A 24369-nucleotide genomic window follows, 5' to 3' on the forward strand; every position below is an offset into this window, starting at 1 on the left:
CGCGATATCCAGCTTTCTGAGCTGCCTATCCGGCAGTGAACATCGGCGATCAGCCGGGCCGTCTCCGGCAGCATTTCTGAGCTGCCTATCCGGCAGTGAACTTCCGCGCCGGCGTGATCGCCCACCGCCTCGATTTCTGAGCTGCCTATCCGGCAGTGAACGCGGACCGCCTCACACCCCCGCGATATCCAGCTTTCTGAGCTGCCTATCCGGCAGTGAACATCGGCGATCAGCCGGGCCGTCTCCGGCAGCATTTCTGAGCTGCCTATCCGGCAGTGAACTACGGCATCACCGACGCGCAACCGGCCGATGCTTTCTGAGCTGCCTATCCGGCAGTGAACCTGCCGCCCGATCAGCGGCGGCAGGCAGGCAATTTCTGAGCTGCCTATCCGGCAGTGAACTGTCGGTGTCGACCCAGGCATGGCCGCCGATCTTTCTGAGCTGCCTATCCGGCAGTGAACGCGCCAGCCGGTGCACGTACTCGACGGCGAGCGTTTCTGAGCTGCCTATCCGGCAGTGAACAAGGGATGGTGGAAATCACCATCCCTACAAGATTTCTGAGCTGCCTATCCGGCAGTGAACTCGAAACGCTGCCGCATCACCGCGCGCTCGCCTTTCTGAGCTGCCTATCCGGCAGTGAACGAGTCCGCCAAGATGGCGGTCGCGGCCAAGGTTTTCTGAGCTGCCTATCCGGCAGTGAACTTGCGCGACTTGCGCTGGCTGCGCTTGCTCCTTTTCTGAGCTGCCTATCCGGCAGTGAACCGATTTGCATCAACCATTGCGGAAATCGCAATTTTCTGAGCTGCCTATCCGGCAGTGAACGAGGCATACACGCCGATGAAGCCCATCGTTGATTTCTGAGCTGCCTATCCGGCAGTGAACCAGTTCCTCGTCGCCGGCCAATAATTTACCAATTTCTGAGCTGCCTATCCGGCAGTGAACGACTACGACCCGTTCGTCGACATGCTGCAGGCTTTCTGAGCTGCCTATCCGGCAGTGAACTCGCGGCGCGCGTCCTGCGCGTGCAGGGTGACTTTCTGAGCTGCCTATCCGGCAGTGAACGCCATGTGCCGCGATTTTCTTGCCCGCTGCCATTTCTGAGCTGCCTATCCGGCAGTGAACGTGCGGCCGGCGTCGTAGAACAGACCGAAGGTTTTCTGAGCTGCCTATCCGGCAGTGAACGGGCCGTGGCGGCGTCGCTTCACCGGCCGGGTTTTCTGAGCTGCCTATCCGGCAGTGAACGCGACCGGCGGCCTGGCCGCCTTCGCGACGGTTTTCTGAGCTGCCTATCCGGCAGTGAACGCGCCGGTGTCGCCGGGGCACGCGCTGCTGCATTTCTGAGCTGCCTATCCGGCAGTGAACTCGCTGAGGCGCATGAAGCAAAAACCACCATTTTTCTGAGCTGCCTATCCGGCAGTGAACTAGAGGTCCTCCGGCTGACCACCTTGTGCAACGAGGCGGTCAGCCATTTTAGCCGTCAAAACCCTTTTCCCGAACCCCCTCCTAAGCTACTGATTTTTAAGAAACAGAAACCCGCAACAAAAAAAGGGGTGCAGCCAACGTTCAAGGTTGGCCCAAGGTGCCGGCTTACCACGCCGGCAGCGTGGCGGTCTGGCTCAGGGCGTAGGCGTTGAACTCGCCGACTGCCGCCTGTGTGGCTGCCTGCTGCGCGATGAACAGCAGAAAGCGTTGGCCGGTGCTCTGGCTCGTCAGCGTCAGGTAAGGCAAGTCCAGCCATTTGGCCTTGTCGTCGGGGATCAGCCGCAGCGCCTCGGCTTCGCTGATGCCCTTGCGCCGCATCAGCCTCTGGCGCTCTTTGGCCGGATTGCTCTTGACCTGTTTGCGCTGCACGCGGACAAGGTTGGCCGCGGCCGGTACCGGCAGGATGTGGCCCAGCGTGACATGGTCGCGCATGCCGGCCAGCCAGTTGGCGGCCATCAATCCATCCAGCGCGGCGGCGCTGCCGTGCAGGCGCAGGGTGTCGCCCAGCGTGGGTGGCACGGTTTTGCCGTTGCCGCTTGGGGCCGCCAGCGCATAGCCGGGAAAGCTCGCACCGATGTCGCGGCGCTGCTGCGCGGCCAGTACGCGGTGCAGCTTGGCGTACAGCGCGTTCAGCAGCACCGGGGCGGCAAAGTCGGCATCCGGCAGCAGGCGGATATCGAGGTAGTGGTCCATCAGCCGGCCTCTCCGAACACGCCGCCGCGAATCAGGGTGGCGATGACGAAGTGCTGCTGCTCCGGCGCGGGGGCGAGGTCTTTCAGCACCCAGTTGTCGAGCAGGGTATAGAAGTCGAGCTTCTGTTTGGGCTGGCGGTAGGCGCGGCCCTGGGTGGTGACGGAGCCGTACGGCTCGATGGCGATGGGGCCGCCCGCCGCCGCGTCTTCGTACCAGGTGTCGATGGTACGCAGCGCGTTGCCGATCTTTTGCGAGTGGATGGCGGCGATGCGCGAGTCGCGCTGCTGCACGAAGTACAGCGTCTTGCTCTTGTCGCCACGGCCACGGTCGAGAATCAGCTCCTGACTCGGGAACACCTCCTGCCCGGCGCCGATGCGCACGTAGGCGGTGATCTGCAGCAGCACGTGCTGGCGGCCGGCGAGGCCGTCTGCGATCAGCGCACCGAGCTCGGCGATATTGCCGCCGGTGGGCATCTCGCGCAGGCTCAGCGCCAGCGCGTCGAAGGTCCAGCCTTGCACCGCCTTGCCGTCCTGCAACTGCTCCACGCGCACCTCCACCTGCTCTGCCCCGACGCGGTTGCGCCACAGGAAGCGGCCATTGGCGAGGTTGGCCGCATAACGGCGCGCCAGCTCGCCAAAGCCGTGCGCCTCGCGGTAGGCGGCGACGGTTTGCAGCAGCTTGGCGCGGTAGCCGGCATTGTTGCAGGCGGATGGCTCGCCCACGCCGGCCAGCACGCGCAGGGTGAAGCGGACCTTCAGGGTGTCGGCATCGTGCGGCAGGGTGGCGACGTCGACGGTTTGCAGATTGGGGTTTTCGATGGCGGCGTCGAGCTTGGCCGGGTCCTGATCCTTGGCTTTCAGGCGGTTGGAGATGGTGCCGCGCACGGATTTTTCGCGCACTTCGACGTGCGGCCAGGCTTCGCTATTGCCGCGCCCGGCCCAATTACCGGCAAAAAACAGCGCGTCGGACGGGTCCAGCTTGCGTTCGAAGGCGAGGACGGAGGCGTTTTCCAGTTTGCTCATGCGATAACTCCCAGGGAGTGGTGTTCGGTCGGGTTGGCGGCTTGATAATCGTTGCGGCAGCGGTAGACGCCGCGCTCTGCGTCGTGCGTCGGGTACCACAATAGTTGGCGGTAGTCGCTGATGCGGTGCGGGCTGAGCCACTCGCCCAGCGAATACAGGCTTTCGACAAAGCGTACCGGCGTGCAGTCGTCACGGGTGCCGACCACGCTGCCGGCGCCGTACAGCGGCGAGAGGGCGCCGTAGCCCACCGGCAGCGGCACGATCCAGCCGCGGCCGCCTGCGCGCCCGTGCTGCCACTCGATGCGGCCCTCGTCGCCAAGCACGGGGCGATGATTGATACGCGATAGGTCCAGCCAGGCGTCCAGCAGCGTGGCGTCGGGCGCCTCCTGGCGCAGGGTGGCCAGATGAGCGTGCAACAGCTCGTCGCGCGCCACCAGCGCGTAGCCGGGCAGCAGATAACGGCGCAGACGGCGGAACTGCTGCGCCCGCACGTCCTCCGATTCGTCGAGCCGGATCAGGCGCGGCTGCAGCCGGCTGTGGCCGGGCAGCACGCTGCCCCCGGCAATGCGCAGCGTTTGCAGCGTGCGGCCAACCTTGTGCGCCAGCCCGTCCAGTTCCTCATCGGTCGCGGCACGGCGCGCCTCGTCCAGTTGCAGACCGAACAGCAGCGACAGCTGCAGGTGGATGCGGCCTTCCTCGACAATGGCGGCGGTTGCGCCATCCTTGCCCACCGGGTTGCGCGTCAGCTTGAAACGCTGCACATAGTCGCCATAGGTCTGCGCCTGGTAGCCGTGGCTGACGATACCGACGGCGACAAAGTGCAGGCCGCACGCCGGCCCGAGCTTGCGCTCCAGCGCCGTCATCAGGCCGGTGAAGTGCGTCGGCCCGGGGTGGCCCCAGCTGTGCGGGCCGCTGATGGCGTTGGCGTTTTGCACGCTCAGCTGCGGGATGTGCAGCAACGCGTCGATGTCGGGCAATTTACGCTGGCTCATATTGCGCCTCCTCGGTGCCGGCTGCAGGCAGCAGGCGGTGGTCCAGCTCGCGCCGCTTGCCGTCCAGATCGGCCTGCCAGGCCAGATCGTGCGCCAGTTCGCGCCGCCAGTAGTCGAACTCGGCCTCGCCCAGCGCCAGCTGGTGCTTGCTCAGCCGCTCCGCGCCCAGGCTGCCGTTGAGCCAGCGCGCAAAGCGCTCGGCCAGTTGGGTCGGCCAGTCCTGCCACTGGAAAGCCTTGTTGAAGTCCTCGTCGTCTTCGGCGCGGGACGGGTCCAGCCAGCACTGTTCTTCCAGCGGCAGGTGGCAGGCGCTATCGGCCGTCCAGCCCCTGGGCAGGCCGTTGCTGAACGCCGCGCCGAACTGCAGCAGCTCGGTGAACAGTTCGTCCAGCCAGGTGTCGCGACGGTTGCGGATATGGACGTTGTTGGCGTCGGGCTTCTGTTTGCCCAGATAGTCGCGCAACTCGCGCAACAGGCGGCGCACTTGCGGCAGGCTGCCGAAGCGCACGAACAGGCTGTCCACGCCGTACAGCGGGCGGGTGGCGCTGCGGTCCCACTGCGGCGGCAGCGAGGCGAGCAGGTAGTTGCTGCCCTTGCGCTCGCTGTTGAGCTGGGAGATGTTCTGCGGCTTGGTGCCGCCCTTTTTCTCCTCGGCCAACTGGGGGTAGTCGTGGTAGCCGTGCGGGTGGTTCACGCCATCGCGCCGTGCCTGCCGCGCCGCCTTGGCCTCGTCGCCGAAGCGGTGCGCCTGGATGCGGCCGTACAACCAGTGCGACAGCGCGCTGGAATTCAATACCGACAGCAGGTGGAAATGGCTGTCGTCGTGCGCGTCGGGCAGGAAGGCATCCGGCGACACCGGCCAGTAGATCTGCTTGGCCAGACCATGACTGGCGGGGCCGCCGGCCGGCTCGGTAATGCTGCAAAACGCCTCGCGCCACTGGGCGGCCTGTTCTGCATCATCGCTGAGCGCCGCCAGCGCATCGGCGTCGCCCGCCTGCAGCAGGGCCAGCAGGCTTTGCCCTGCGTGCTCCAGCTTGAGGAATTTGTAGACATCCAGCGCGGCGGCGTTGCCCACCACGTCGCAGGCAAACTCGGCCAGGCAATGCGTGCCGACCTCCTGTCGCGCCGGCAGGCTGTCCGGCGTGACAAACAGGCTGCTGCCGCGTGCATCGGGGTGGCTGGCTTTCAGCGGATGGGTGACCAGCTGCAGCTGCGACACGCGGCGCGCGGCATCCGCCAGCCACGCCGCCGGCTGGTATTGCGCAGCCAGCGCGTCGCGCTTGGGATCGTCTTCGGCCAGCTTGTCGGCGAGGCGCTTGTTGATGAATTCGGCCACCAAGGCCGCGATGGCTTTGCTGCAGGGGGTGAGTTCGCTCATATCCTCCACCTGTGCATGGCTAGAAAGCCCCGGACTGCACTGGCGGCCCGGAACGACAACTAGAAACGTTATCAGCCGCACCGAACAATGACAAATGAGATGCCAATAAAATAAAGGGACCTTGATCTGGCTTAAGCGCCGACGATCATCCGCGGCGACAAAACCCCAGCGCCGGATGGAACCACCAGCCCTGATGGTTGCCGCTGTCGACGCGTAGCGTGAAGCTGCCGTAACGGCGCGCGCAGTCGGCGTCCGTCATGTCCAGGGCGTCGGCCAGTTTTTCCAGCTCGTCGAGGTAGTCGGCATTGCCCCAGGGGCGGATGCCCTGCCCGGTCATCAGCTCGCCGTCGGCGATGCGGTGCAGCAGCTGGTCGTTTTGCTGCTCGCGCGTCTCGCCGCGCCGCTCACCGTCGAGCAGCCGCTGCAGCGTGACGCCGCCTTCGCCATCGGGCAGCAGCAGCATGTCCCACTCCTCGCCGTGGCTTGGCCGGAACGGCTGCTTTTTCTGCAAGGCGCCGTGCAGCGTGGCGTGCGCCAAAGCCCAGCAGCTGGCGGCGCACAGGCGCAGGCGTGGCGCTTCGCCGCGCCGCGAGGCCGGCTGGTGCGTCCGGTTGAGGTCGGCCTGCAGGCGCGCGTGCTCGAGATCGGCCAGATTGCTGCCGGCCTGCAAATCGGGCCGCGCCAGCAGCCGCGGGCGCGCGTCGGGGTGGCGGTAGTCGTCCTCGGGCAGGATGTCGGCCAGATCGTGCTTGGCTAGCGGGAAATCGCCATTCTCGAAACCGGGGCGGCAGTAGGCGGGCTTGCCGCCCAGCCAGGCGGCGAGGTTGTGCTGCAGGATCAGCAGGTTCTGCGCCGCGTAAGGCGCCGGCCAGTGGCGGCGCACGCGGCCGGCGAGCTGGATCAGCGAGCGCATCGACGACGGCTCGGCGATCGCCCAGTTATAGCAATGGTCTCGGCCAACCTCGCTGACCGGCGAGGACAGCACGATGAACAACTGATCGGACGCGGAGCTGGCGTCCAGCCGGGCGCGGATGTCGGGCAAGGCGAACAGCGCCTGCGCATCGTGGCGGGTGAGCGCGGCGTCGAGCCGCCGCTCGATGGCGGAGCGCAACAAGAGCGGGTATTGCGAGTGGTAGACGCAGAGGTGGATGTGCACGCCGTCCGGCGCGTCTTGCGCGTACAGCGCCCGCGCCAGCGGGTAGATTTTGTCGATATGCGCGAGGCGGATCAGGCCGATGCTGACGCGCTTGCCGCTGTGCGGATCCACATCGTGGTTGGCCGCATGCAGTTGCAGCGCGTGGGTGCGCAGCAGGCTGGCCAAGGGTGCGAACAGGTCTTGTTCATTACGCGGCACGCCGCTCAGCGCCAGCAGGGCCGCCGTGCGGCGCGGCGCCTGCCTGGCCAGCCAGTCGCGACGGGCGCCGGCGAACGCCTGGTGCTGCTGCGCGAAGCTGGCGCTGTCGGCACAGTCGGCGGCATGGCTGCCGTTTTCGTCCACCCACAGGCAGCAGGGGTGCAGCGGCAGGCCGGGCTGGCCGCGATGTTGCTGGTACTGGGCGCGGCCGGCCAGCCACGCATCGAACAGGCACTGCACCAGCGCCGGCGGCAAGGTCGCCGAGGACAGCAACACGCGGCTGCCGAGCAGCCCCGCCCAGTACACGAGGCGGGTCAGCGCCGGCAGGTCTTCCACCGAGAAATCGTCCGGCTCGTCCAGCACCAGGTCGGAACTCATCAGCCGCAGCATCGGCGCGATCTGCCGCCCGCCGCGCGTGCCTTCGGTCGCCGGCGTCAGGTGGTCGATGGTGCAGACCAGCAGCGGTGCGACCAGCAGCTTGTTCAAGCGCGGGTCGTGGCCGAGCTGTTGCAGCAGCGGGTGAACCGGATTGCCCTCGAAGTGGATCGCGGCGTCTTCGTCCAGCAGTCGCTGCGCCGAGGCCGAGCCGCTGGCTTCGGCCTGCGCAGCCTGATGCTCGAACAGCTCGCGGCTGGCCGCGCCGCCGACGCGGATGGCGAGCTGGTCTTCGCCCAGCTTCAGCTTGTCGCGAAAGGCGTGGCCGGTTTGCAAGGTCAGCGTGCGCAGGCCCAACGCAAAGGCGCAGCGAAAGCCGGTGGCAGGGTTAGCCAGCGCGTACATGATGCGCGCGTTGGCCAGCGTCTTGCCGCAGCCGGTGGACGCCATATTGACGATGAAGGCGCCGTGCGCGGCGGCGCGTTCGCGCACGCTGGCGGCCAGATCGTAAGCCTTGTCCTGCCAGGCGAAGCGCGCATCGCCGCTGCGTTTTTGCAGCAGCGGGTGGCGGCCCAGCACCGGCAGGCCGCGCGCCAGCTCCGGCAAGGCGCGCGCGATGATCAGCGCGTGGCGGGCGACGCCGGTCAGGTGCTCGGGCAGCGTCTGGTTGAAGTGGCGGTCGCGGTCGTTCTTCAGCGTATTGGCGAAAGCGATGCGGTCTTTTTGCTCCACCGGCCAGCTTTGCTTGACGGTCTGGCTGGAGAAGTGATGATCGGCCAGCATCAGCGTCAGCCGCGCCAGGTGCAGCGGATAAGGCTGATCCAGCCACAAGGTTGGCCGCAGGCGGCTGGCGAGCTGGCGCGCGATATCGGCCACCCGCTCGCGCCACAGCCTGTCGTCGCACGGCAGGCCGTAGGGGAAGCGCCAGTACGGTTTGGCTTCCTTGACGGTCACGCTGTCGAAGGGCTGGTTCCACTGGCTGTCCAGCGCGGCGAGGCCGATGGCGATCTGCTCGGCGTTCAGGGTCTGGTCGCGGCTCACCGGCAGGCGGTGATGGCTGAGCACCAGCCAGCATACCGCGGCGGCCAACGGTGGCAGCACGCCGTCGGCAAACGGCTTGCTATCGCGGGCCTTGACGTCTTCGCCGTCGCGCAGGCCGGCTTGTTTCAGGCATGTTTCCCAATACGCGGTCGTCATCTGCGCCGGCGCCTGCAAGCGCGCCAGCCAGCCGGCGTCGTCGTCCTGCCCGACAAAGGCCTGGATCAGCCGCAGCGACACCCATTCGTGACGATAAAGGTTGGCCGAGGCCGGGCCGTTGTCGCGCAGCCGCGCCTGAAACGCCGCACACGCCTTGCCCAGATCGTGAAACAGCGCGGCGAGGGTGGCGATGAGGCGGATGTCCTCGCCCGTCAGCCAGTCGTTTTCGTCGCCGGCGCGCAAGATGTCGTTTTCGGTGCGGTTGGTCGGGACCGCGCCGTCGGCATTGAAACGGCGCGCATCGCCGACGATCCACAGCAGCTCGCTGTGGTCGCGCCCGCGCAGCCAGTGGCAGGCGACGGCGGTGTTCTTGCGCGCGGTCTTGCGCAGCAGCTTGCGCAAGGTGTCGAGGCCAGCTTGCGTGATCGGCGTCTGCCACACGCGGTCGCCGCGCCGTTCGGCAAACTGGTCGAGGATGCGGCGCGTCTCGGTCAGCGCCCGTTTGTCGCACTGCGACACCAGCAGGATGTTCATGCCGCCCTTCCCTGCTGCTCGGCGATGGCCTTGAGCTGGTCGATCATGAAATCCAGCGCCTCGCTGCGGGTGAGCTGGCCGATGCACTGCTGGCGGAAGGTCTGCTCGTCGTCGCCGCGCATCGCGCTGACGAAGGCTTGCGGCAGGATGATGGCGTCCTTGACCAGGTCCGCCGTGTCGAAAACCAGCCCGCCGCGCCGCGTCTTGCCGTGCAAAATCGCCAGGCCATGCGGCAGGCCCAGCACCCAGGTGGCGGTCGCACCCAGGCCGTAGGCGAGGTAATTGCCGTGATCGAGAAAGCGGTTGGCCGGGTCGCTGCCGCTGCCGCGCTTGGCGCGGGTGAACTCGCCGTAGCGCGTGGCCTGCGCTGCGAGGCGGAACAGCTGTTTCGATAGCCGCGCCTCCTCGGTGAGCAGGCTTGTGTGGTCGGGCGCGTGCTGGATGGCATGACTGGCGGCAGCCAGCAGCGCGTCAAGCCTGGCCGCCTCCACGTCAAACCCGGCGTCGCTCAGGGGGCGGCTATCGAGCCAGTGGGCGCGGATGCGCGCGAGCCGCGCCTGTTGCAGCTGCCGGGCGGCGGCCAGTCTTTTGTCATCGTCAAACCAGAAGCGCACCCACGCTTGCAGGTATTCGGTCGGACGGTATTCGGACTGCGGCGATTGCCAGGCGATGTCCAGCTCGCGCTCGCCGGCCGTGAACAAGGGCGTGCCACCGCCGCCGCAAAAGCCGACCATCACGCCGGCCTTGGCCAGCTCGCGCATCGCGGCCTGCGTGACCGAGGTGCCGGTGCCCAACAGCAGCGTGGTGGTGTTGGCGATGGGGATGTTCCAGTACAGCGATTGCTTGCCCTGCTCGGTCACGTATTCGACCCGCCCGCCGTTGACCAGCACGCGGCAGTGTTCGAGGTAGTAGAGATTGGCACGCTTGGAATGCAGGATGGTTTTGAGGTCGGACGGCGCGATGTCCCGCATGAAGAGGCTCAAGAATCACGATGAAAGATATCTATTTAGCATCATTTGTTTTGCGCTACAAACCCGTTGCAGCCCGCCCCCAACGCCAGAAGGCCCGCCCAGACCGATCACTTGCGCTCGCCTCGATCCGTCCTGAAACAAAGCGCGGCAAGGCCGGGCGGGCTTTGCCGATTGACGGGCGCTGACGGCGTCCGGTGCGGCAGGGGCCGACCCGACGCCGCGCCCTCATTGCGCGTCGCCGGCGCGCAGCCGCGCGTCGAGCGTCGCGAGGAAGTGGGCCAGCAGCGGCGAGGCGTCGTTTGCGCGCGTGGCGACGCCGAGCGACACATGCGCGCCGGCGTCGGCCAGCGGCAGGTAGCGCACGCCAGCGAGGCGCACGCACTCGAGCGGCGCCGGCAACAGCGCGACGCCGAGGCCGGCGGCGACCAGGCCGATCTGCGTGGTCGCCTCGCGCGCCTCCTGCACGATATGCGGCTCGAAGCCGGCGGCCAGGCACAGCCGGCGCACCAGCCGCCCGAGGCCGGTGCCGGCGTCGCGCGGGTAGGTGATGAAGGGTTCGTCGCGCAGCGCCGCCAGCGACAGCATCGGGGCCTCGGCCAAGGGGTGGCGCGCGTGGATGACGAGCCGCAGCGCGTCGCGGCGGATCTCGCGCACCGCGAGCCCCGGCGGCGGCTCGATCCCGGTGAAGCGCACGAAACCGACGTCGAGCCGCCCGTGCGCGAGCGCGGCGAACTGCTCGGCGGTGAACGATTCGCGCAGCGTCAGCGTCACGTCCGGGTAGTCGTGGCGGTAGTCGTTGAGCACCGCCGGCAGCAGGCTGGTGAACGGCAAGGACGAGGTGAAGCCGACCGACAGCTCGCCGACTTCGCCGCAGGCGGCGCGGCGCGCGTCGCGCGCGGCGGCGTCGGTCGCGGCGAGGATCTGGCGCGCGTGCGCGAGGAAGCGCTCGCCGGCCGGCGTCAGCCTGACGCGGCGTCGGTTGCGCTCGAACAGCAGTACGCCGAGCTCGGCCTCGAGCGCCTGGATCTGCTGGCTCAAGGGCGGCTGGCCGATGTGCAGCCGTTCGGCGGCGCGGGTGAAGTGCAGCTCCTCGGCCACCGCGACGAAGTAACGCAGGTGTCGCAGTTCCATTGATATTTTCAACGTATCACAGGCTAAATAAATATCTATTGGACTGATTATTGGCGGGTTTTTACGCTACGTCCATCGGCACCTTCCGTGCGTCAACCACCCGACCCATCATGCCCAGCGACCCATCCGTCCCGACCTGCGCCTACCCGGCGCTCCCGGCCCCCTCCCCCGCCGCGTCGGCGGCCTGCGCGCCGGCCGCCCGCCACGTCGCCGGCTCCGCCGGCTACCGCCGCACCAGCGCGGCGATGTTCGTCGGCGGCTTCACCACCTTCGCGATGCTGTACGGCCTGCAACCATTGATGCCGCTGTTCTCGGCCGAGTTCGGCGCCAGTCCCGCCGCCGCCAGCGGCGTGGTGTCGGCCGCCACCGGCACGATGGCGGCGATGCTGATCCCGGCCAGCCTCCTGGCCGACCGCTACGGCCGCAAGCCCTTGATGAACGCGGCGCTGTTCGCCGGCGCCGTCCTGATGCTCGCCGCCGCCTTCGCGCACGACTTTGCCGAGCTCGTCTGGCTGCGTGCGCTGATGGGCGTCGCGCTCGCCGGCCTGCCGGCGGTGGCGATGGCCTACCTGGCCGAGGAGATCGACCCGGCCTCGCTCGGCCGCTCGATGGGCCTCTACATCGCCGGCAACGCGCTGGGCGGCATGAGCGGCCGGCTGGCCGCGTCGCTGCTGGCCGATGCGCTGGGCTGGCGCTGGGCGGTCGGTGCGCTCGGCGTCTTCGGCCTCGCCGCCGCGCTCTTGTTCTGGCACAGCCTGCCGGCCTCGCGGCAGTTTCGCGCGCGCCGCGTCCGGCTCGCGGCGCTGGCCGCCGGCGCCCGCGGCCACTTCGCCGACGCCGGCCTGCCGTGGCTGTTCCTGGTCGGCTTCGTGCTGATGGGCTGCATGGTCAGCCTGTACAACTACCTCGGCTACCGGCTCGGCGACGCGCCGTTCTCGCTCAGCCACAGCGCGCAGGGCGCGGTGTTCGGCCTCTACGTGGTCGGCATGGCCGCGTCGGCGTGGGCCGGCCGGCTGGCCGACCGCTGGGGCCGCCGCCACGTGCTGTGGTGGATGGTCGCCGCGATGGCCGCCGGCCTCGCGTTGACCGTCGCGCCGAGCTTGTGGGTGATCGTGGCGGGCGTCGCGCTGTTCACCTTCGGCTTCTTCGGCGCGCACGCGGTCGCCAGCAGCTGGGTCGGCCGCCGCGTGAGCGAGCACCGCGCGCTGGCCTCCGCGCTGTACCTGACCGCCTTCTACCTCGGCGCGAGCACCCTGGGCAGCGCCTCCGGGCTGATGTGGCATGCGGGCGGCTGGTTCGGCGTCGCCGCGCTGCTCGGCGCCGCCCTGCTCGTCTGCCTGGCCGCCGCGCTCAAGCTGCGCACGCTGGCGCCGCTACCGCACGCGCCTCGTTGACGATGGCGTGCCCCACTCCGGGGCACGCCCTGCGCTCTGACCGGTTCGAACGCACCGTTCCGGTGCGTTTTTTTGCACCGCAACACGACAAATGGGCATGCGCTACAGGTACAGTTCATGCTTTTGCATCGCACAAACCAATAACATGTCCAAGCGATCATGAACCGACCGACCCGCAGCATGAACCTGAGCCCGGCCGAGCGCCGCTGGCTGCCGATCTGGGGCAAGACCGGCAAGCTGGCGATGCGCTGGGCCACCTTCCTGAACCGCGACCGCCTGCCGGCGATCGAGAGCACCTTCGACAGCTTCGCGCAGACCCGCGTGCGCGTGCTGACGCAGTGGGCCGAGCAGCAATGGCAGGCGCTCGCAAGCGTCGCCGCTCAGCTCGGCGCGACGGGCTCGGCCAACCTGGCCGACTTCCTCGCCGCGCAGTTGGCCGAGCTGCCCGACGCGACCGAGTTGTTCCTGATCGGCGCCGACGACGCGGTCGAGGCCAGCAGCGCCGGCCGGCGCGGCGCGAAGAGCGCGCCGCCGCGCGCCGCGCTCGACATGGCGCGCCAGGCGCCCTTGCTGCTCGGGCCGCTCAAGGACGCAACCACGCTGGAGCTCGGCCCGCGCTCGTCGCGCTTTCACGACGCGGTGACGCTGCTCTTCCTGCAAGCGACCGGCGACGGACGCGTGCTCGTCGCGCGGGTGCCGAACGACGTGCTCGGCGACCTGATCCAGCGCGAGGCCGGGCACATCTTCCACGAATCGGGCGACAACTACCTGTTCATGGTCTCGCCCGGCTTCGACCCCACGATCGCGCCGGGCACCGCGCTGTCGCGCTCGCGCTTCGAGGACCGCACCTTCTCGGGCGGCGACAACCTCAAGGACGGCGTGCGCACCGCCTTCGGCACGGTGCGCGTGAAGGACCACACCGAGTTCGAACTGGTGTTCACCGACCCGGCGACCGGCCAGTTGCACCCGGGCGTGCGCGAGACGATACGGCACGGCGACAACCTGTTCGTCGCCTACCCCGGCTACGCCGACTACCGCCACGTGCCGGTGATCGGCAAGGGCGTCACCTTCAGCCTGCCCGGCTCGCCGGACCGCTGGGGCATGATGTGCGAGGCCGACCTCGAGGAGGTCTACCGCTACCGCTCGGTCAGCTTCCGGCTGATGCAGGGCTTCTTCGCGGTGCAGGCCGCGCTGTTCGCCGGCGGCGCGGCGCTGGTCGCGTACGCGCCCGGCCCGCTCGCCGCCGCCGGCTACGCCGCCCTCGGCCTCCTGGCCGCGCTGCTCTACCGCCAGGCCTACACGCGCCCGTTGGCGACGCGGCTGCGCGAGGTGTCGTCGCGCGTGCGCAACATCGCCGAAGGCGACGGCAACCTGACGATGCGCATCGACCGCCAGCGGCTGGCCAGCGACGAGACCGGCGTGATGGCGCAGTGGGTCAACAGCCTGATCGACCACCTCGACACCACGCTCGGCCAGGTGATCCGCGTCAGCGCAAGGCTGACCGGCCGCAACCGCCAGATGGCCGAGCACAACGGCGCGACCGAGCGCGCGGCGCAGGCGCTGTCGGCGACGGTCGAGCACAGCCGCGCCGGCCTCGCCGCGCAACTGGCGGCGCTGGACGCGGCCAACCGCGACGCCGAGGCGATCGAGACCGAGATGGACGCGCAACGGGTGGCGGCGAAAACGCAGTTGGCCGAGGTCGGCGCGCGCACGCGCTCGATCCGCGAGACGGTCGGCGCGTCGGCGGCGACCATCGAGCAGCTCGCGCAAAGCACGCGCGACATCGGCCAGGTGGTCGGCCTGATCCAGGAAATCGCCGAGCAGACCAATCTGCTGGCGCTGAACGCGGCGATCGAGGCGGCGCGCGCCGGCGAATCGGGGCGCGGCTTCGCGGTGGTCGCCGACGAGGTGCGCAAGCTGGCCGAGCGCACGCGGATCAACACCGGCGAGATCGACGCGCGCATCCAGGCGATCCAGGCGCAGGCGGCCGGCGCGGTCGGCGCGATGCAGGAAGGCATGACCCACCTCGAGGAGGGGCTGAGGTTGGCCGAGGCGTCGGCCGGCGAGAACCGCGAAACCGAGGCGATCGTCGCCGGGCTGATGGCGACCATCCGCGCGCTGACGCGCGCCAGCCGCGAGCAGGCCGACAAGGCGGCCGGGCTCGACAGCGTCGCCGCCGGCCTCGAGGCGACGCAGCGCGCGCTGTCGGGCAGCGTCGAGCACACCCGCCACACCATCGCCGAGCTGGCGCAGCTGGCCGGCCGCTTCCAGGTCAGCGCCAGGGCCGAGGCGGACGCGCCATGAACGCCGCCGTGACCCCGGCACCGCCCGCCTGCCTGTCGAGCGCCTTCCAGCCCATCGTGTCGCCGGCACACCGCCGCCTGGTCGGCTTCGAGGCGCTGCTGCGCGGCCGCGACCAGCACGGCGCGCCGCTGTCGCCGGCCGCGCTGTTCGCGGCGGCCCCCACGCCGCAGGCCCGGCGCGCGCTCGACCTGGCCGCCTGCCGCCAGCACCTGTCGGCGTTCGCGCGCGCCAGCCCCGCCGGCTGCTGGCTGTTCCTGAACCTGTCGACCGACCTGCTGCTGTCGCCCGACTGCGGCGTCTGCGGCCTCGCCGCGCTGCTCGACGCCTGCGGCGTGCCGCCCGAGCGGCTGGTGATCGAGATCCTCGAAGGCCGCATCGCCGACTTTGCCGCGCTGTCGCGCGCGGTGGCCGGCTTTCAGGCGCTCGGCTGCCGCGTCGCGATCGACGACTTCGGCGCCGACGCCTCGAACGTCGAGCGGCTGTGGCGGCTCGAACCGGACATCGTCAAGCTCGACCGCCGCATCGTGCGCGCGGCCGGCGTCGACGCGGCGGCGCGGCGCGTACTGCCGGCCTTGGTGTCGCTGGTGCACGAGGCCGGCAGCCTCGCGCTGATCGAAGGCGTCGAAACGTTGGCCGAGGCGCGCGTCGCGCTCGACACCGCCGCCGACCTGGTGCAGGGCTTCTACTTCGCCCACCCCGGCCCGCGCGCCGAGACGGCGCGGCCCGACGTGCTCGCGCGTCTGTCACGGGCATGGGATAGCGCGCCGCGCGACGAGGCCGCGCAGCGCGCGCGTCTGGCCCCGCTGCTGCCGGCCTTCCACGCGGCGGTGCGCCGGCTGGCGGGCGGCGCACCGCTGCCCGCCGCCTGCGCCGCGCTGCTGGCCGATCCGGCCGTCGACCGCTGCTACCTGATCGACGCCGCCGGCGTGCAGCAGGGCGCGAGCGTGGTGCGCCACGACCCGCCGGGGCCGCGCGCGCGCTTCAACCCGCTCGAGGAAGCGGCCGGCGCCGACTGGTCGCGCAAGCCCTACTACCGCCGCGCGCTCGCCGCACCCGGCCAGTGGCAGATGAGCCGCCCCTACCCGTCGGTCGGCACCGGTCGGCTGTGCGTGACGCTGTCGCTGGCTTTCGAGACCGACGAGCGCCAGTACGTGTTCTGCTGCGACCTCGACTGGGAGCAGGGCTGAGGCGCCGGCCGGCAAGCCGGCCTTCGCGCCCTGCGGCATCGGAAAAGAAAAAAGGTTGGCCGAGCCAACCTTTTTTGCCGTATCGCCGGTCCGGTTCAGACCGACAGGTAGGACGATTGCTTGAGGCCGCGGCAGAACTCGGCGAAGAAGGCGTTGCGCTCCTCGCTCGACAGTTGCGCCGAGCGCGCCTTCTCCTCGTAGCGGTTGAGGATCTCCTCGGGCGACAGGTGCACGTAGCGCAGCATGTCCTCGATGGTGTCGTGCTCCTCGACGCCGGAGAACTCGAGCCGGCAACCCTCGCGCACGTAGACGTTGACCGAGTCGGTGTCGCCGAACAGGTTGTGCATGTCGCCGAGGATCTCCTGGTAGGCGCCGACCAGGAAGACGCCGATCAGGTACTCGCCGCCGGGTTCGACGTCGTGTACCGGCATGCTGGTCTCGATGCTCTGGCCGTCGACGTAGTGCTTGATCTTGCCGTCCGAGTCGCAGGTCAGGTCCTGCAGCACCGCGCGACGCGTCGGCTGCTCGGCCAGGCGGTGGATCGGCATGATCGGCAGCACCTGGTCGATCGCCCAGGTGTCCGGCAGGCTCTGGAACACCGAGAAATTGCAGAAGTACTTGTCGGCCAGCTTGTCGGTCAGCTCGTCGTAGACCTGGCGCTGGCTGCGCTGCGACGCCTGCAACTGGCTGTGCAGCTTGCGGCACAGCGCGGCGTGCATCTGCTCGGCCAGCGCCTTCTCGGTCAGCGAGATGCGCCCTTCGGCGTATTGCTCGGCGACGTCGGCGACGTAGTGGCTGGCGCGGTAGTAGGTCTCGGTGACCGTTTCGGCGTCGACCGCCTGCGTCAGCTCGAACAGCTTCTTGACCGGCGCCGACAGCTCGTCGGTCGCGTCGAGCTCGGGCAGCGTGTCCGGCAGCCGCTCGACGTCGGTGACGTTCATGATCAGCACCGCGTGGTGCGCGGTCATCGCGCGGCCGGACTCCGACAGAATCCTCGGGTGCGGGATGCTGGCCTCGTCGCAGAACTCGGCCAACATCGACACGATGGTCTGCGCGTACTCGCCCATGTCGTAGTTGATCGAGCTGGCGTTGCGCGAGTGCGTGCCGTCGTAGTCGACGCCGAGGCCGCCGCCGACGTCGACGTGGTCGACCGGCAGGCCAAGCGCGCGCAGTTCGCCGAAGTAGCGGATCGCCTCGCGGAAACCGGCCCGGTAGTCGGCGATGTTGGAAATCTGCGAGCCCATGTGAAAGTGCAGCAGCCGCACGCAGTCGGCCATGCCGGCCTCGTCGAGGCGGCGCGCGACCGACAGAAGCTGCGCGGCCGACAGGCCGAACTTGCCCTTCTCGCCGCCGGTGTCGGCCCATTTGCTCGACGCCAGCGACGACAGCCGCACGCGCACGCCGACCTGCGGGCGCACCTTGAGGCGGTTGGCCTCCTCGATCACCAGCTCGACCTCGGATTCCTTCTCGATCACGATGAACACGTTGTGGCCGAGCTTCTGGCCGATCAGCGCCAGCCGGATGAAGTCGCGGTCCTTGTAGCCGTTGCACACCAGCGTGCCGCCCTTGGGCGCCAAGGCGAGCACCGCCATCAGCTCGGGCTTGGAGCCGGCCTCCAGGCCGATCGACACGTCGCGGGTCGCGATGATGTTCTTCACCACCGCCTCCTGCTGGTTGACCTTGATCGGATAGAGCGCGGTGTAGCGGTTGCCGTAGCCCTGCGCCGCGATCGCGGCGTCGAAGGCGCGGCACAGCCGTGTCACGCGGTCCTGCAGGATGTCGGGGAAGCGCACCAGCAGCGGCAGATCGAGCCCCTTGGCCGAGAAGCGGTGCACCAGGTCGTACAGGTCGACGTCGCAATCGTGATGGACGTTCGGGCGTACGTGCAGGCGGCCGTCGTCGCCCACATTGAAGTAACCGGAACCCCAGTGCCGGATGCCGTACAGGCTCCGGCTGTCAGCCACTGTCCAAGCCATCGCTTTTCCTTTGAGAAACGGGTGCTCCTTAGTGCGCGGCAGGGACAAGGACTGTGCTGGCCTAGGATGTCGGAGCGAAAAAATCGAGCGCGGATTGTAGGAAGCCCACCCCTGCTTGACAAGCATAGTCGGACGATATTTCGGCATGATTTTGCCGCACCGCAGCATCGGCGCGGTTTTTCCCTTCCGGAACAAGCGCTTGCCCTCGCCGGCGCGTCGCGATTTTTCGCCGCCGTCGCCGCATGACTGTGGCGAAAAGCACGCGCCTGCGGCAGAAAACAAAAATGCGCCACATACTTTCATTCAGGCGACAAAACCTGTCTAATCGGTTGTTTATTAACGGCATTTTCATGTTCGCGCGTTAAACTGACCGGGTCTTCATCACCCACAGAGGCTCCGCATGTTTACCCTGCCCGACTATCCGACCCGCCGCCAAACCGACATCGCCCCGTCCCTCGCCGCCCCCGCCCGTCCCGCCTCCTCCCCGTTCTTGCTGGGCCGTGCCAGCGCCTACGCGCTGCTGACCGCCTCCTTCGCCCTCGCGCGCGGCCTCGGCCGCCCGGACCGCCCGACGCAGCGCCGCTACTGACCCCATCACCCCCGGGCGTGCAGGCTGCTGCCGGCGCGCCGCTTCGCCTGCCGCTTCGCCTCGGCCGCCGCCGCCGCGACCTCGTGGTGCGACGGAAAGGCACCGGGCACGACCCTGAGCGCGCCGATCGACACGCCGGTCAACGGGAAGAAGGTCGTTTCGCCGCCGCGGCCGGGCAGCTCGAAGCCGCCGGCCGCGCGGTGCTCGGCGGTGAAGAAGTCCGGCACCGCCGCGTCGAAGGCGGCGATCACCCCCTCGAGCCGCTCGCGCCAGTCCGGGCTTTGCAGCAGCACGACGAAATCGTCGCCGCCGACGTGGCCGACGAAGTCGCGCTCCGGGTCGGCGGTCTCGGCCAACAAGCGGCCGAGCAGCTCGATCAGCTCGTCGCCGGCCGCGTAGCCGTACAGGTCGTTGAAAGGCTTGAAATGGTCGAGGTCGACGTAGGCGACCATGAAGGGCTGCTCGGTCTCGATCAGCCGGTCTATCGTCTCGTTGATCGGCACGTTGCCGGGCAGGCCGGTCAGCGGGTTGGCGTAGCGCGCCGCCGAAACCTGCAGCTCGTTGAGCTTGCGCATCAGCTCGTAGCCGGTGCCCATGCCCAGATACTTGCCGTCCTCGGCGAGGATGAAGCCGTCGATCAGGTAGCGCCGCTCGGCGGCGACGACGAGGCCGGACAGCTCGTTGAGCTTGAGGTCGGCCGCGACGATCAAGGGCTGCTTGTCCATCATCAGCCGGCACGGCTTCTTGCCGTACAGCTCGCGGTTGAACGGCCGCGCGAAGCTCTCGAGCAGATGGTGACGACGCAGCAGGCCGACCGGCACCTCGCCCTCGAGCACCGGGATCGCGAACAGCGCCGCGTCGTCGGCGAAGCGCCGGTAGGCCTCGTCGGTCGGCGCGTCGACCGACATCGGCGCGACCTCGACCAGAAGGTCGCGCGCCGCCGGCTGCCGGCGTTGGCCGAGGCGGCCGCGCCCGCCCGGCCAGGCGACGCCGTCGATCGAGGCCTGCAGCTCCAGCGCCGGCACCGGGCTCGGCCGCGCGATCAGGTAGCCCTGGCCGTACTGCACGCCGAGCCGGCGCAGCGTGCGCAATTCGGCGACCGACTCGATGCCCTCGGCGACCAGCCGCGCGCCGGACTTGCGCGCGATGTCGACCAGCGACCTGACGAACTGCTCCTTGAGCGGGTCGTGGTGGATGTTCTGCACGAAGTGCTTGTCGAGCTTGACGAAGTCCGGCCGCAACTCCGACCACAACCTGAGGTTGGAAAAACCCTCGCCGAGGTCGTCGAGCGCGATGTGGAAGCCGCCGTCGCGGTAGTGGTCGGTCGCCTCCTTGAGCGCCTCGTAGGCCGCGTTAGGCTTGGTCTCGGTCAGTTCCATCACGATGCGGTCGGGCGACAGGCCGAGCATCGCGACGAAGGCCAGCGTCTCGCCGCGTCGGTGCTCGGGCGCCAGCAGCGAGTCGGGGCTGATGTTGAGAAAGAGCCGGCCGGGCAGCGCGAGTTCGACGAAACGCTCGACGGTGACGCGCCGGCAGGCGCGGTCGAGCGCCAGCGTCAGGTTGCATTCGGCGGCTCGGCTGAACAGGTTCAGCGGCGAATGCAGGCTGCTGTTGGACGGACCGCGGATCAGCCCCTCGTAGCCGAGGATGCGTCCCGACTCGAGGTCGACGATGGGCTGGAAAACCGGCGACAGGCGGCGCTCGTGGATGATCAGTTCGAGTTCGGTGCAGCGGACGGTCGGTCCGGCGGCGAGGTCGGTCATAAAGGCAAAATCGTCATAAAAAGACGACTCAAGGCAACAAAAACGGATAAGCGACTGTAGATCATGCAGATGACCGTTTTATTGTGCCGCGCGCGCCGCCCCGCCAGATGACGGCTTTTTTGCGCCAGCGGCCGTCCGGACGGCATAAAGCCATCTATGCTGCAAGAAACCACCGCATAAAAGGACATCATCATGCCCTTCGTGAGCGCGGGAACGCATCGCCTGTATTACGAAAGCAGCGGTCACGGCAAGCGGCCGCTGTTGCTGATGAACGGCATCACCATGTCCAGCGTCGCCTGGGCGCTGCTGCTGCCGCAGCTCGAGGCGCACTACCAGGTGATCCGGCTCGACTTCCTCGGCCAGGGCCAGAGCGACAAACCGGCGACCGACGCCTACCTGCTGCCCGAACAGGCCGACCACGCCGCGCACCTGCTCGACGTGCTCGGCTGGGACAAGGTCCACGTGGCCGGCCTCTCCTACGGCGGCATGGTCGCGCAGCACTTCGCGCGCCGCCACCCCGAGCGCGTCGACCACCTGGTGCTCGCCTCGACGCTGGCGTGGTCCGACGACGCCAACAACCAGATCGCCGAGAGCTGGATCGCCGCCAACCAGATCGGCGGGCTCGACCTGCGCTTCGCCGTCAGCCTGCCGTGGCTGTTCTCCAGCCGCTACCTGAGCCAGCACTACGCGCTCTTGCCGGAACTGAAGATCATGGCAGGGCTGGCCGACTGGCCGTCGGTGATCCGGTTGATCAACGGCGTCAAGCTGCACGACGCACGCACCTGGCTGGACGCGCTCGCGATGCCGACCCTCGTCGTCGTCGGCGACGAGGATCGTCTCACACCGCCCTACCAGGCCGAGCTGCTGGTACGCGGCATCCCCGGCGCGAAGCTCCTGCGGCTGCCGTCGACCGGCCACGCGCTACACCTGGAGGCGCCCGACGCCTTCGCGCGCGCGATCGAGGACTTCTGCCCGGCAGACTGAAGGGCTTGGCCGGGAAGTCGCTTTCGGCCAAGATATGCCATCGACACCACCGTAGGGGGCCCGCATGGACGAAGTCCGCCTGTCGGTCGACGCCAGAGGCGTCGCGACCGTTACCCTGAATCGCCCCGAACTGCACAACGCGCTCGACGGCGAAACCGTCGACCTGCTGACCGCGACCTTCGAAACGCTGGCCGAGGACGACTCGGTACGCATCGTCGTACTGACCGGCAGCGGCATCAGCTTCTCGGCCGGCCACGACCACGCGTGGATGCGCCGCCAGCTCGAGCACGACGACGAGGCGCGACGCCGCCACGCACTCGGCCAGGCGCGGCTGCTCGCCACCCTCGATGCGCTGCCGCTGCCGACCGTCGCGCGCGTGCAGGGCTCGGCCTTCGGCCTCGGCGCCGGCCTGGTGGCGTGCTGCGACGTCGCGGTCGCGGCCTCGGAGGCGCTGTTCAGCTTTTCCGACGTCCGCCTCGGCCAACTGCCGGCCGTCGTCGCTCCCCACGTGATCCGCGCGATCGGCGAGCGTGCCGCCCGGCGCTACTTCGTGACCGGCGAGCGTTTCAACGCCGGCAAGGCCAAACGGCTCGGCCTGATCCACCAGGACGTCGAAGCCGACGAACTCGACGCCGCGGTCCGCTGCCTGATCGAACAACTGCTGCTGAACGGCCCGCAGGCGATGCGCGAGACCAAGGCGCTGGTGCGCGACCTCATGGCGCAGGCGCCCGGCGAGGCGCGCGAACGCTTCGCCGTCGAATGCGCCGTCCGCGTCGGCGCCGGCGACGAGGGGCGCGAGGGGCTGCGTGCCTTTCTCGAACAGCGCAAACCCCGCTGGAGCGCCGGCTGAAGCTCGCGCCGGCGCGCAACGCTTCACAAACACGCCATCCGCGTTCAAAAGCGCGGCATGGCGTGTTTTCCTTGGCGGCCACGCCGCTAGAATCGTGACATCCCGATGACGACGCGACCGCCATGACCCGACCCGACTTCAGCCTCCTCGCCGCCACCCTCGCCGCCGAGACGCCCGACCCGCAACCGTGGACGCTGCCCGGCGGCGCCACCGCGCGCTGGCTCGACGTCGGCGCGCTGCTGATCGAACCGACCGGCGCGCCGCACGCCGACCTGTTGCTGTCGGCCGGCATCCACGGCAACGAGACCGCACCGGTCGAGGTGGTCGAAGCCATCCTCGCCGACCTATTCGCCGGCCGGCTCGCGCCGGCGCTGCGGCTGATGGTGCTGCTGGGCAACCCCGCCGCGCTGCTGGCCGGCGAGCGCTACCTCGACTACGACCTGAACCGGCTGTTCGACGGCGCGCACGCGCGCCACGCCGGCACGCGCGAGGCGTCGCGCGCGGCCCAGCTCGAGGCGCTCGCCGCCGGCTTCTTCGCCGACGCCGGCGCAAGGCGCCTGCACTACGACCTGCACACCGCGATCCGCGGCTCGGTGTTCGAGAAGTTCGCGATCTGCCCCTACCTCGACGGTCGCGCCGCGCCCGCCGAACAGCTGGCCTGGCTGGAGGCCGCCGGCGTCGAGGCGGTGCTCTTGCACAGCGCCCCCGCCGCGACCTTCACCTACTGCACCAGCCACCGGCACGGCGCCGACGCGTTCACGCTGGAGCTGGGCAAGGCGCGCCCCTTCGGCCACAACGAGCTGGCACGCTTTTCCGGCATCGACCGCGCGCTGCGCGCGCTGATCGCCGGCGGCGACGTCGACCGGCACGCCACCCCGCGTACCTTGCGCGGCTTCCGCGCCAAGTTCGACATCGTCAAGCACAGCGACGGCTTCCGGCTGCACCTGGCCGACGCGGTGGAGAATTTCACCGCGCTGCCCGACGGCATGCTGATCGCCGAGGACGGCGAGGTCCGCTACGTCGCGCGCGGCGGCGAGGAGCGCATCCTGTTCCCCAACCCGCGGGTCAAGAACGGCCTGCGCGCCGGCATCGTCGTCGAGCCGGTCGCGCTCGCCTGAGCCCCGCGCGAACGCAGCAAAAAACCCGGCAAAGCCGGGTTTTTTCGTCGCTTCGGTCGCGTCAGATGTAGTTGAACAGGCTCAGCTGCGAGACCTGCTGGTAGGTCTTCTGCGACGCCTGCAGCGCGTTCAGCGTCATCTGGAAGTCGCTGATCGCCTTCGGGATGTCCAGATCCTGCAGGTTGCTGATCTGCGCCGCGTACTGCACGTTGATGTCCTCGCCGACCGACTGCAGCGATTCGGCCTCCTTCATCCGCGCGCCGATCTTCGCCTCGGTCCTGAGCAGCTGCTCGAGGCCGGTGTCGAAGGCGTCGAGCACCATCGCCAGGCTGTCGTCGTAGCTCGGGTAGACGGCGGAGGCGGCGTCGCCCTCGACCTGCACCCGCTGCGCGCTGAGGATCTCGTCGAGCCGGCGCATGCCCTGCAAAAGCTCGCTGCCCGGCGTGGTCGCGTTCGGGTCGGCCACCGCCGGCGGCACCGGCGCGGGTACCGGAACGGGGCTGGCGCTCGTCACGCCGAAGATCGCCCCTCCCGGGTCGGTGATCGACAGGTCGCGGCCGGTCGAGACCTGGACGTCGACCTGGCCGTAGTCGCCGTTGTACCTGATATCGATGCCGTTGTTGACGACGAGGTCGAAGGGCTTGCTCTGCGTCCGGGTGCCGGCGAACAGATAGTCGCCGTTCGCGTCGGTGGTGTTGGCCAGGCCGACCAGTTCCTTGACCTGCTCGCGGAACTCGGTCTGCAGGATGCGCCGGTCCTCGGGGGTCAGCGCGCCGTTGCCGGCCTGCACCGCCAGCGTCTTCATGTTCTGGATCACCTCGGACGCCTTGCGCAGCGTCGCCTCGGGGACGGCCAGCCGCGTGCCGACGTTCTTTGCGTTCTCGAGGAACTGGGTGTTGCGCGACTGCGCCTGCATGATGTTGACGACCTGCGACGAGGCGACCGGGTCGTCCGACGGCCGCACCACGCGCTTGAGCGTGGAGAGCTGTTCCTGCAGCCGCACGAGCTGGCCCTGCTGCCTTTGCAGGCCGAAGGTGCCGGTAAGGAATTGGGTGTTGGAACTGACGCGCATCGA

General features: G+C 68.8%; 20 protein-coding genes and 1 CRISPR repeat array. Of the genes, 9 read left to right on the forward strand and 11 right to left on the reverse strand.

What is annotated here, in order from left to right:
* The first annotated feature begins 13 nt into the window (after positions 1-13).
* Positions 14-1422: a CRISPR direct-repeat array (repeat unit 28 nt; unit sequence TTTCTGAGCTGCCTATCCGGCAGTGAAC).
* A 165-nt stretch (positions 1423-1587) separates the two neighbouring features.
* From cas6f to cas1f, 6 genes are all read right to left on the reverse strand, one after another.
* Complete coding sequence (cas6f, locus tag EV683_RS04710; RefSeq protein ID WP_082824067.1) at positions 1588-2175, reverse strand: type I-F CRISPR-associated endoribonuclease Cas6/Csy4; 588 nt, start codon at positions 2173-2175, stop codon at positions 1588-1590.
* Positions 2175-3197, reverse strand: a complete 1023-nt coding sequence (gene csy3, locus EV683_RS04715; protein WP_131862016.1) for a type I-F CRISPR-associated protein Csy3 — start codon at positions 3195-3197, stop codon at positions 2175-2177. The genes cas6f and csy3 overlap by 1 nt, the downstream gene beginning before the upstream one ends.
* A complete protein-coding gene (gene csy2 / locus EV683_RS04720) occupies positions 3194-4189 on the reverse strand; it encodes a type I-F CRISPR-associated protein Csy2 (RefSeq protein ID WP_066609430.1) in 996 nt (331 codons plus the stop codon). Before csy2 ends, csy3 begins: the two co-directional genes overlap by 4 nt.
* Complete coding sequence (gene csy1 / locus EV683_RS04725) at positions 4176-5567, reverse strand: type I-F CRISPR-associated protein Csy1 (RefSeq protein ID WP_131862017.1); 1392 nt, start codon at positions 5565-5567, stop codon at positions 4176-4178. The genes csy2 and csy1 overlap by 14 nt, the downstream gene beginning before the upstream one ends.
* A gap of 145 nt (positions 5568-5712) precedes the next feature.
* Positions 5713-9027 carry a type I-F CRISPR-associated helicase Cas3f gene (gene cas3f, locus EV683_RS04730; RefSeq protein WP_131862018.1) on the reverse strand — a complete coding sequence of 1105 codons (3315 nt, stop codon included), beginning with the start codon at positions 9025-9027 and terminating at the stop codon, positions 5713-5715.
* Positions 9024-9998 (reverse strand): type I-F CRISPR-associated endonuclease Cas1f, encoded by a 975-nt coding sequence (cas1f, locus tag EV683_RS04735; protein WP_131862019.1) that lies wholly within the window; start codon positions 9996-9998, stop codon positions 9024-9026. The genes cas3f and cas1f overlap by 4 nt, the downstream gene beginning before the upstream one ends.
* A 20-nt stretch (positions 9999-10018) precedes the next feature.
* On the opposite strand from cas1f, the gene EV683_RS14255 reads away from it, so the two are divergent.
* Positions 10019-10183 (forward strand): hypothetical protein, encoded by a 165-nt coding sequence (locus EV683_RS14255; RefSeq protein ID WP_165916787.1) that lies wholly within the window; start codon positions 10019-10021, stop codon positions 10181-10183.
* A 40-nt stretch (positions 10184-10223) separates the two neighbouring features.
* On the opposite strand, the gene EV683_RS04740 is transcribed toward EV683_RS14255, so the two are convergent.
* Positions 10224-11129 carry a LysR substrate-binding domain-containing protein gene (locus EV683_RS04740; RefSeq protein WP_131862020.1) on the reverse strand — a complete coding sequence of 302 codons (906 nt, stop codon included), beginning with the start codon at positions 11127-11129 and terminating at the stop codon, positions 10224-10226.
* A gap of 110 nt (positions 11130-11239) precedes the next feature.
* Here EV683_RS04740 and EV683_RS04745 point away from each other — a divergent pair, with 110 nt between their 5' ends.
* The 3 genes from EV683_RS04745 (at position 11240) to EV683_RS04755 (ending at position 16014) form a co-directional block, all read left to right on the forward strand.
* Positions 11240-12523, forward strand: a complete 1284-nt coding sequence (locus EV683_RS04745) for an MFS transporter (protein ID WP_131862021.1) — start codon at positions 11240-11242, stop codon at positions 12521-12523.
* Positions 12524-12682: 159 nt separating this feature from the next.
* Positions 12683-14827 (forward strand): methyl-accepting chemotaxis protein, encoded by a 2145-nt coding sequence (locus EV683_RS04750; protein WP_243694711.1) that lies wholly within the window; start codon positions 12683-12685, stop codon positions 14825-14827.
* Positions 14824-16014, forward strand: coding sequence for an EAL domain-containing protein (locus EV683_RS04755; RefSeq protein WP_131862022.1), 1191 nt, complete (start codon positions 14824-14826; stop codon positions 16012-16014). Before EV683_RS04750 ends, EV683_RS04755 begins: the two co-directional genes overlap by 4 nt.
* 95 nt (positions 16015-16109) lie before the next feature.
* On the opposite strand, the gene speA is transcribed toward EV683_RS04755, so the two are convergent.
* Positions 16110-17990, reverse strand: coding sequence for an arginine decarboxylase (speA, locus tag EV683_RS04760; RefSeq protein WP_131862023.1), 1881 nt, complete (start codon positions 17988-17990; stop codon positions 16110-16112).
* A gap of 145 nt (positions 17991-18135) precedes the next feature.
* On the opposite strand from speA, the gene EV683_RS04765 reads away from it, so the two are divergent.
* Both EV683_RS04765 and EV683_RS04770 read left to right on the forward strand, forming a co-directional pair.
* Positions 18136-18315, forward strand: a complete 180-nt coding sequence (locus tag EV683_RS04765; protein WP_131862024.1) for a hypothetical protein — start codon at positions 18136-18138, stop codon at positions 18313-18315.
* Positions 18316-18390: 75 nt separating this feature from the next.
* Entirely contained in the window at positions 18391-18579 is a 189-nt protein-coding gene (locus tag EV683_RS04770; RefSeq protein WP_131862025.1) for a hypothetical protein, read from the forward strand.
* Positions 18580-18584: 5 nt separating this feature from the next.
* On the opposite strand, the gene EV683_RS04775 is transcribed toward EV683_RS04770, so the two are convergent.
* Positions 18585-20342, reverse strand: a complete 1758-nt coding sequence (locus EV683_RS04775; RefSeq protein WP_131862026.1) for a GGDEF domain-containing protein — start codon at positions 20340-20342, stop codon at positions 18585-18587.
* Positions 20339-20536, reverse strand: a complete 198-nt coding sequence (locus EV683_RS04780; RefSeq protein ID WP_131862027.1) for a hypothetical protein — start codon at positions 20534-20536, stop codon at positions 20339-20341. Before EV683_RS04780 ends, EV683_RS04775 begins: the two co-directional genes overlap by 4 nt.
* Here EV683_RS04780 and EV683_RS04785 point away from each other — a divergent pair.
* The 3 genes from EV683_RS04785 (at position 20535) to astE (ending at position 23294) form a co-directional block, all read left to right on the forward strand.
* Positions 20535-21326, forward strand: coding sequence for an alpha/beta fold hydrolase (locus tag EV683_RS04785; RefSeq protein ID WP_066609440.1), 792 nt, complete (start codon positions 20535-20537; stop codon positions 21324-21326). The genes EV683_RS04780 and EV683_RS04785 overlap by 2 nt on opposite strands.
* Positions 21327-21390: 64 nt before the next feature.
* Positions 21391-22176: an enoyl-CoA hydratase-related protein gene (locus EV683_RS04790; protein ID WP_131862028.1), complete on the forward strand. Its 786-nt coding sequence runs from the start codon at positions 21391-21393 to the stop codon at positions 22174-22176.
* Between the two features lie 122 nt (positions 22177-22298).
* Positions 22299-23294, forward strand: coding sequence for a succinylglutamate desuccinylase (astE, locus tag EV683_RS04795; protein ID WP_131862029.1), 996 nt, complete (start codon positions 22299-22301; stop codon positions 23292-23294).
* A gap of 61 nt (positions 23295-23355) precedes the next feature.
* Here the strand turns inward: astE and flgL are convergent, their stop codons facing one another.
* Positions 23356-24366 (reverse strand): flagellar hook-associated protein FlgL, encoded by a 1011-nt coding sequence (gene flgL / locus EV683_RS04800; protein ID WP_131862030.1) that lies wholly within the window; start codon positions 24364-24366, stop codon positions 23356-23358.
* Positions 24367-24369 lie beyond the last annotated feature (3 nt).

Source organism: Crenobacter luteus, assembly GCF_004345725.1.
Lineage (GTDB): Bacteria > Pseudomonadota > Gammaproteobacteria > Burkholderiales > Chromobacteriaceae > Crenobacter > Crenobacter luteus.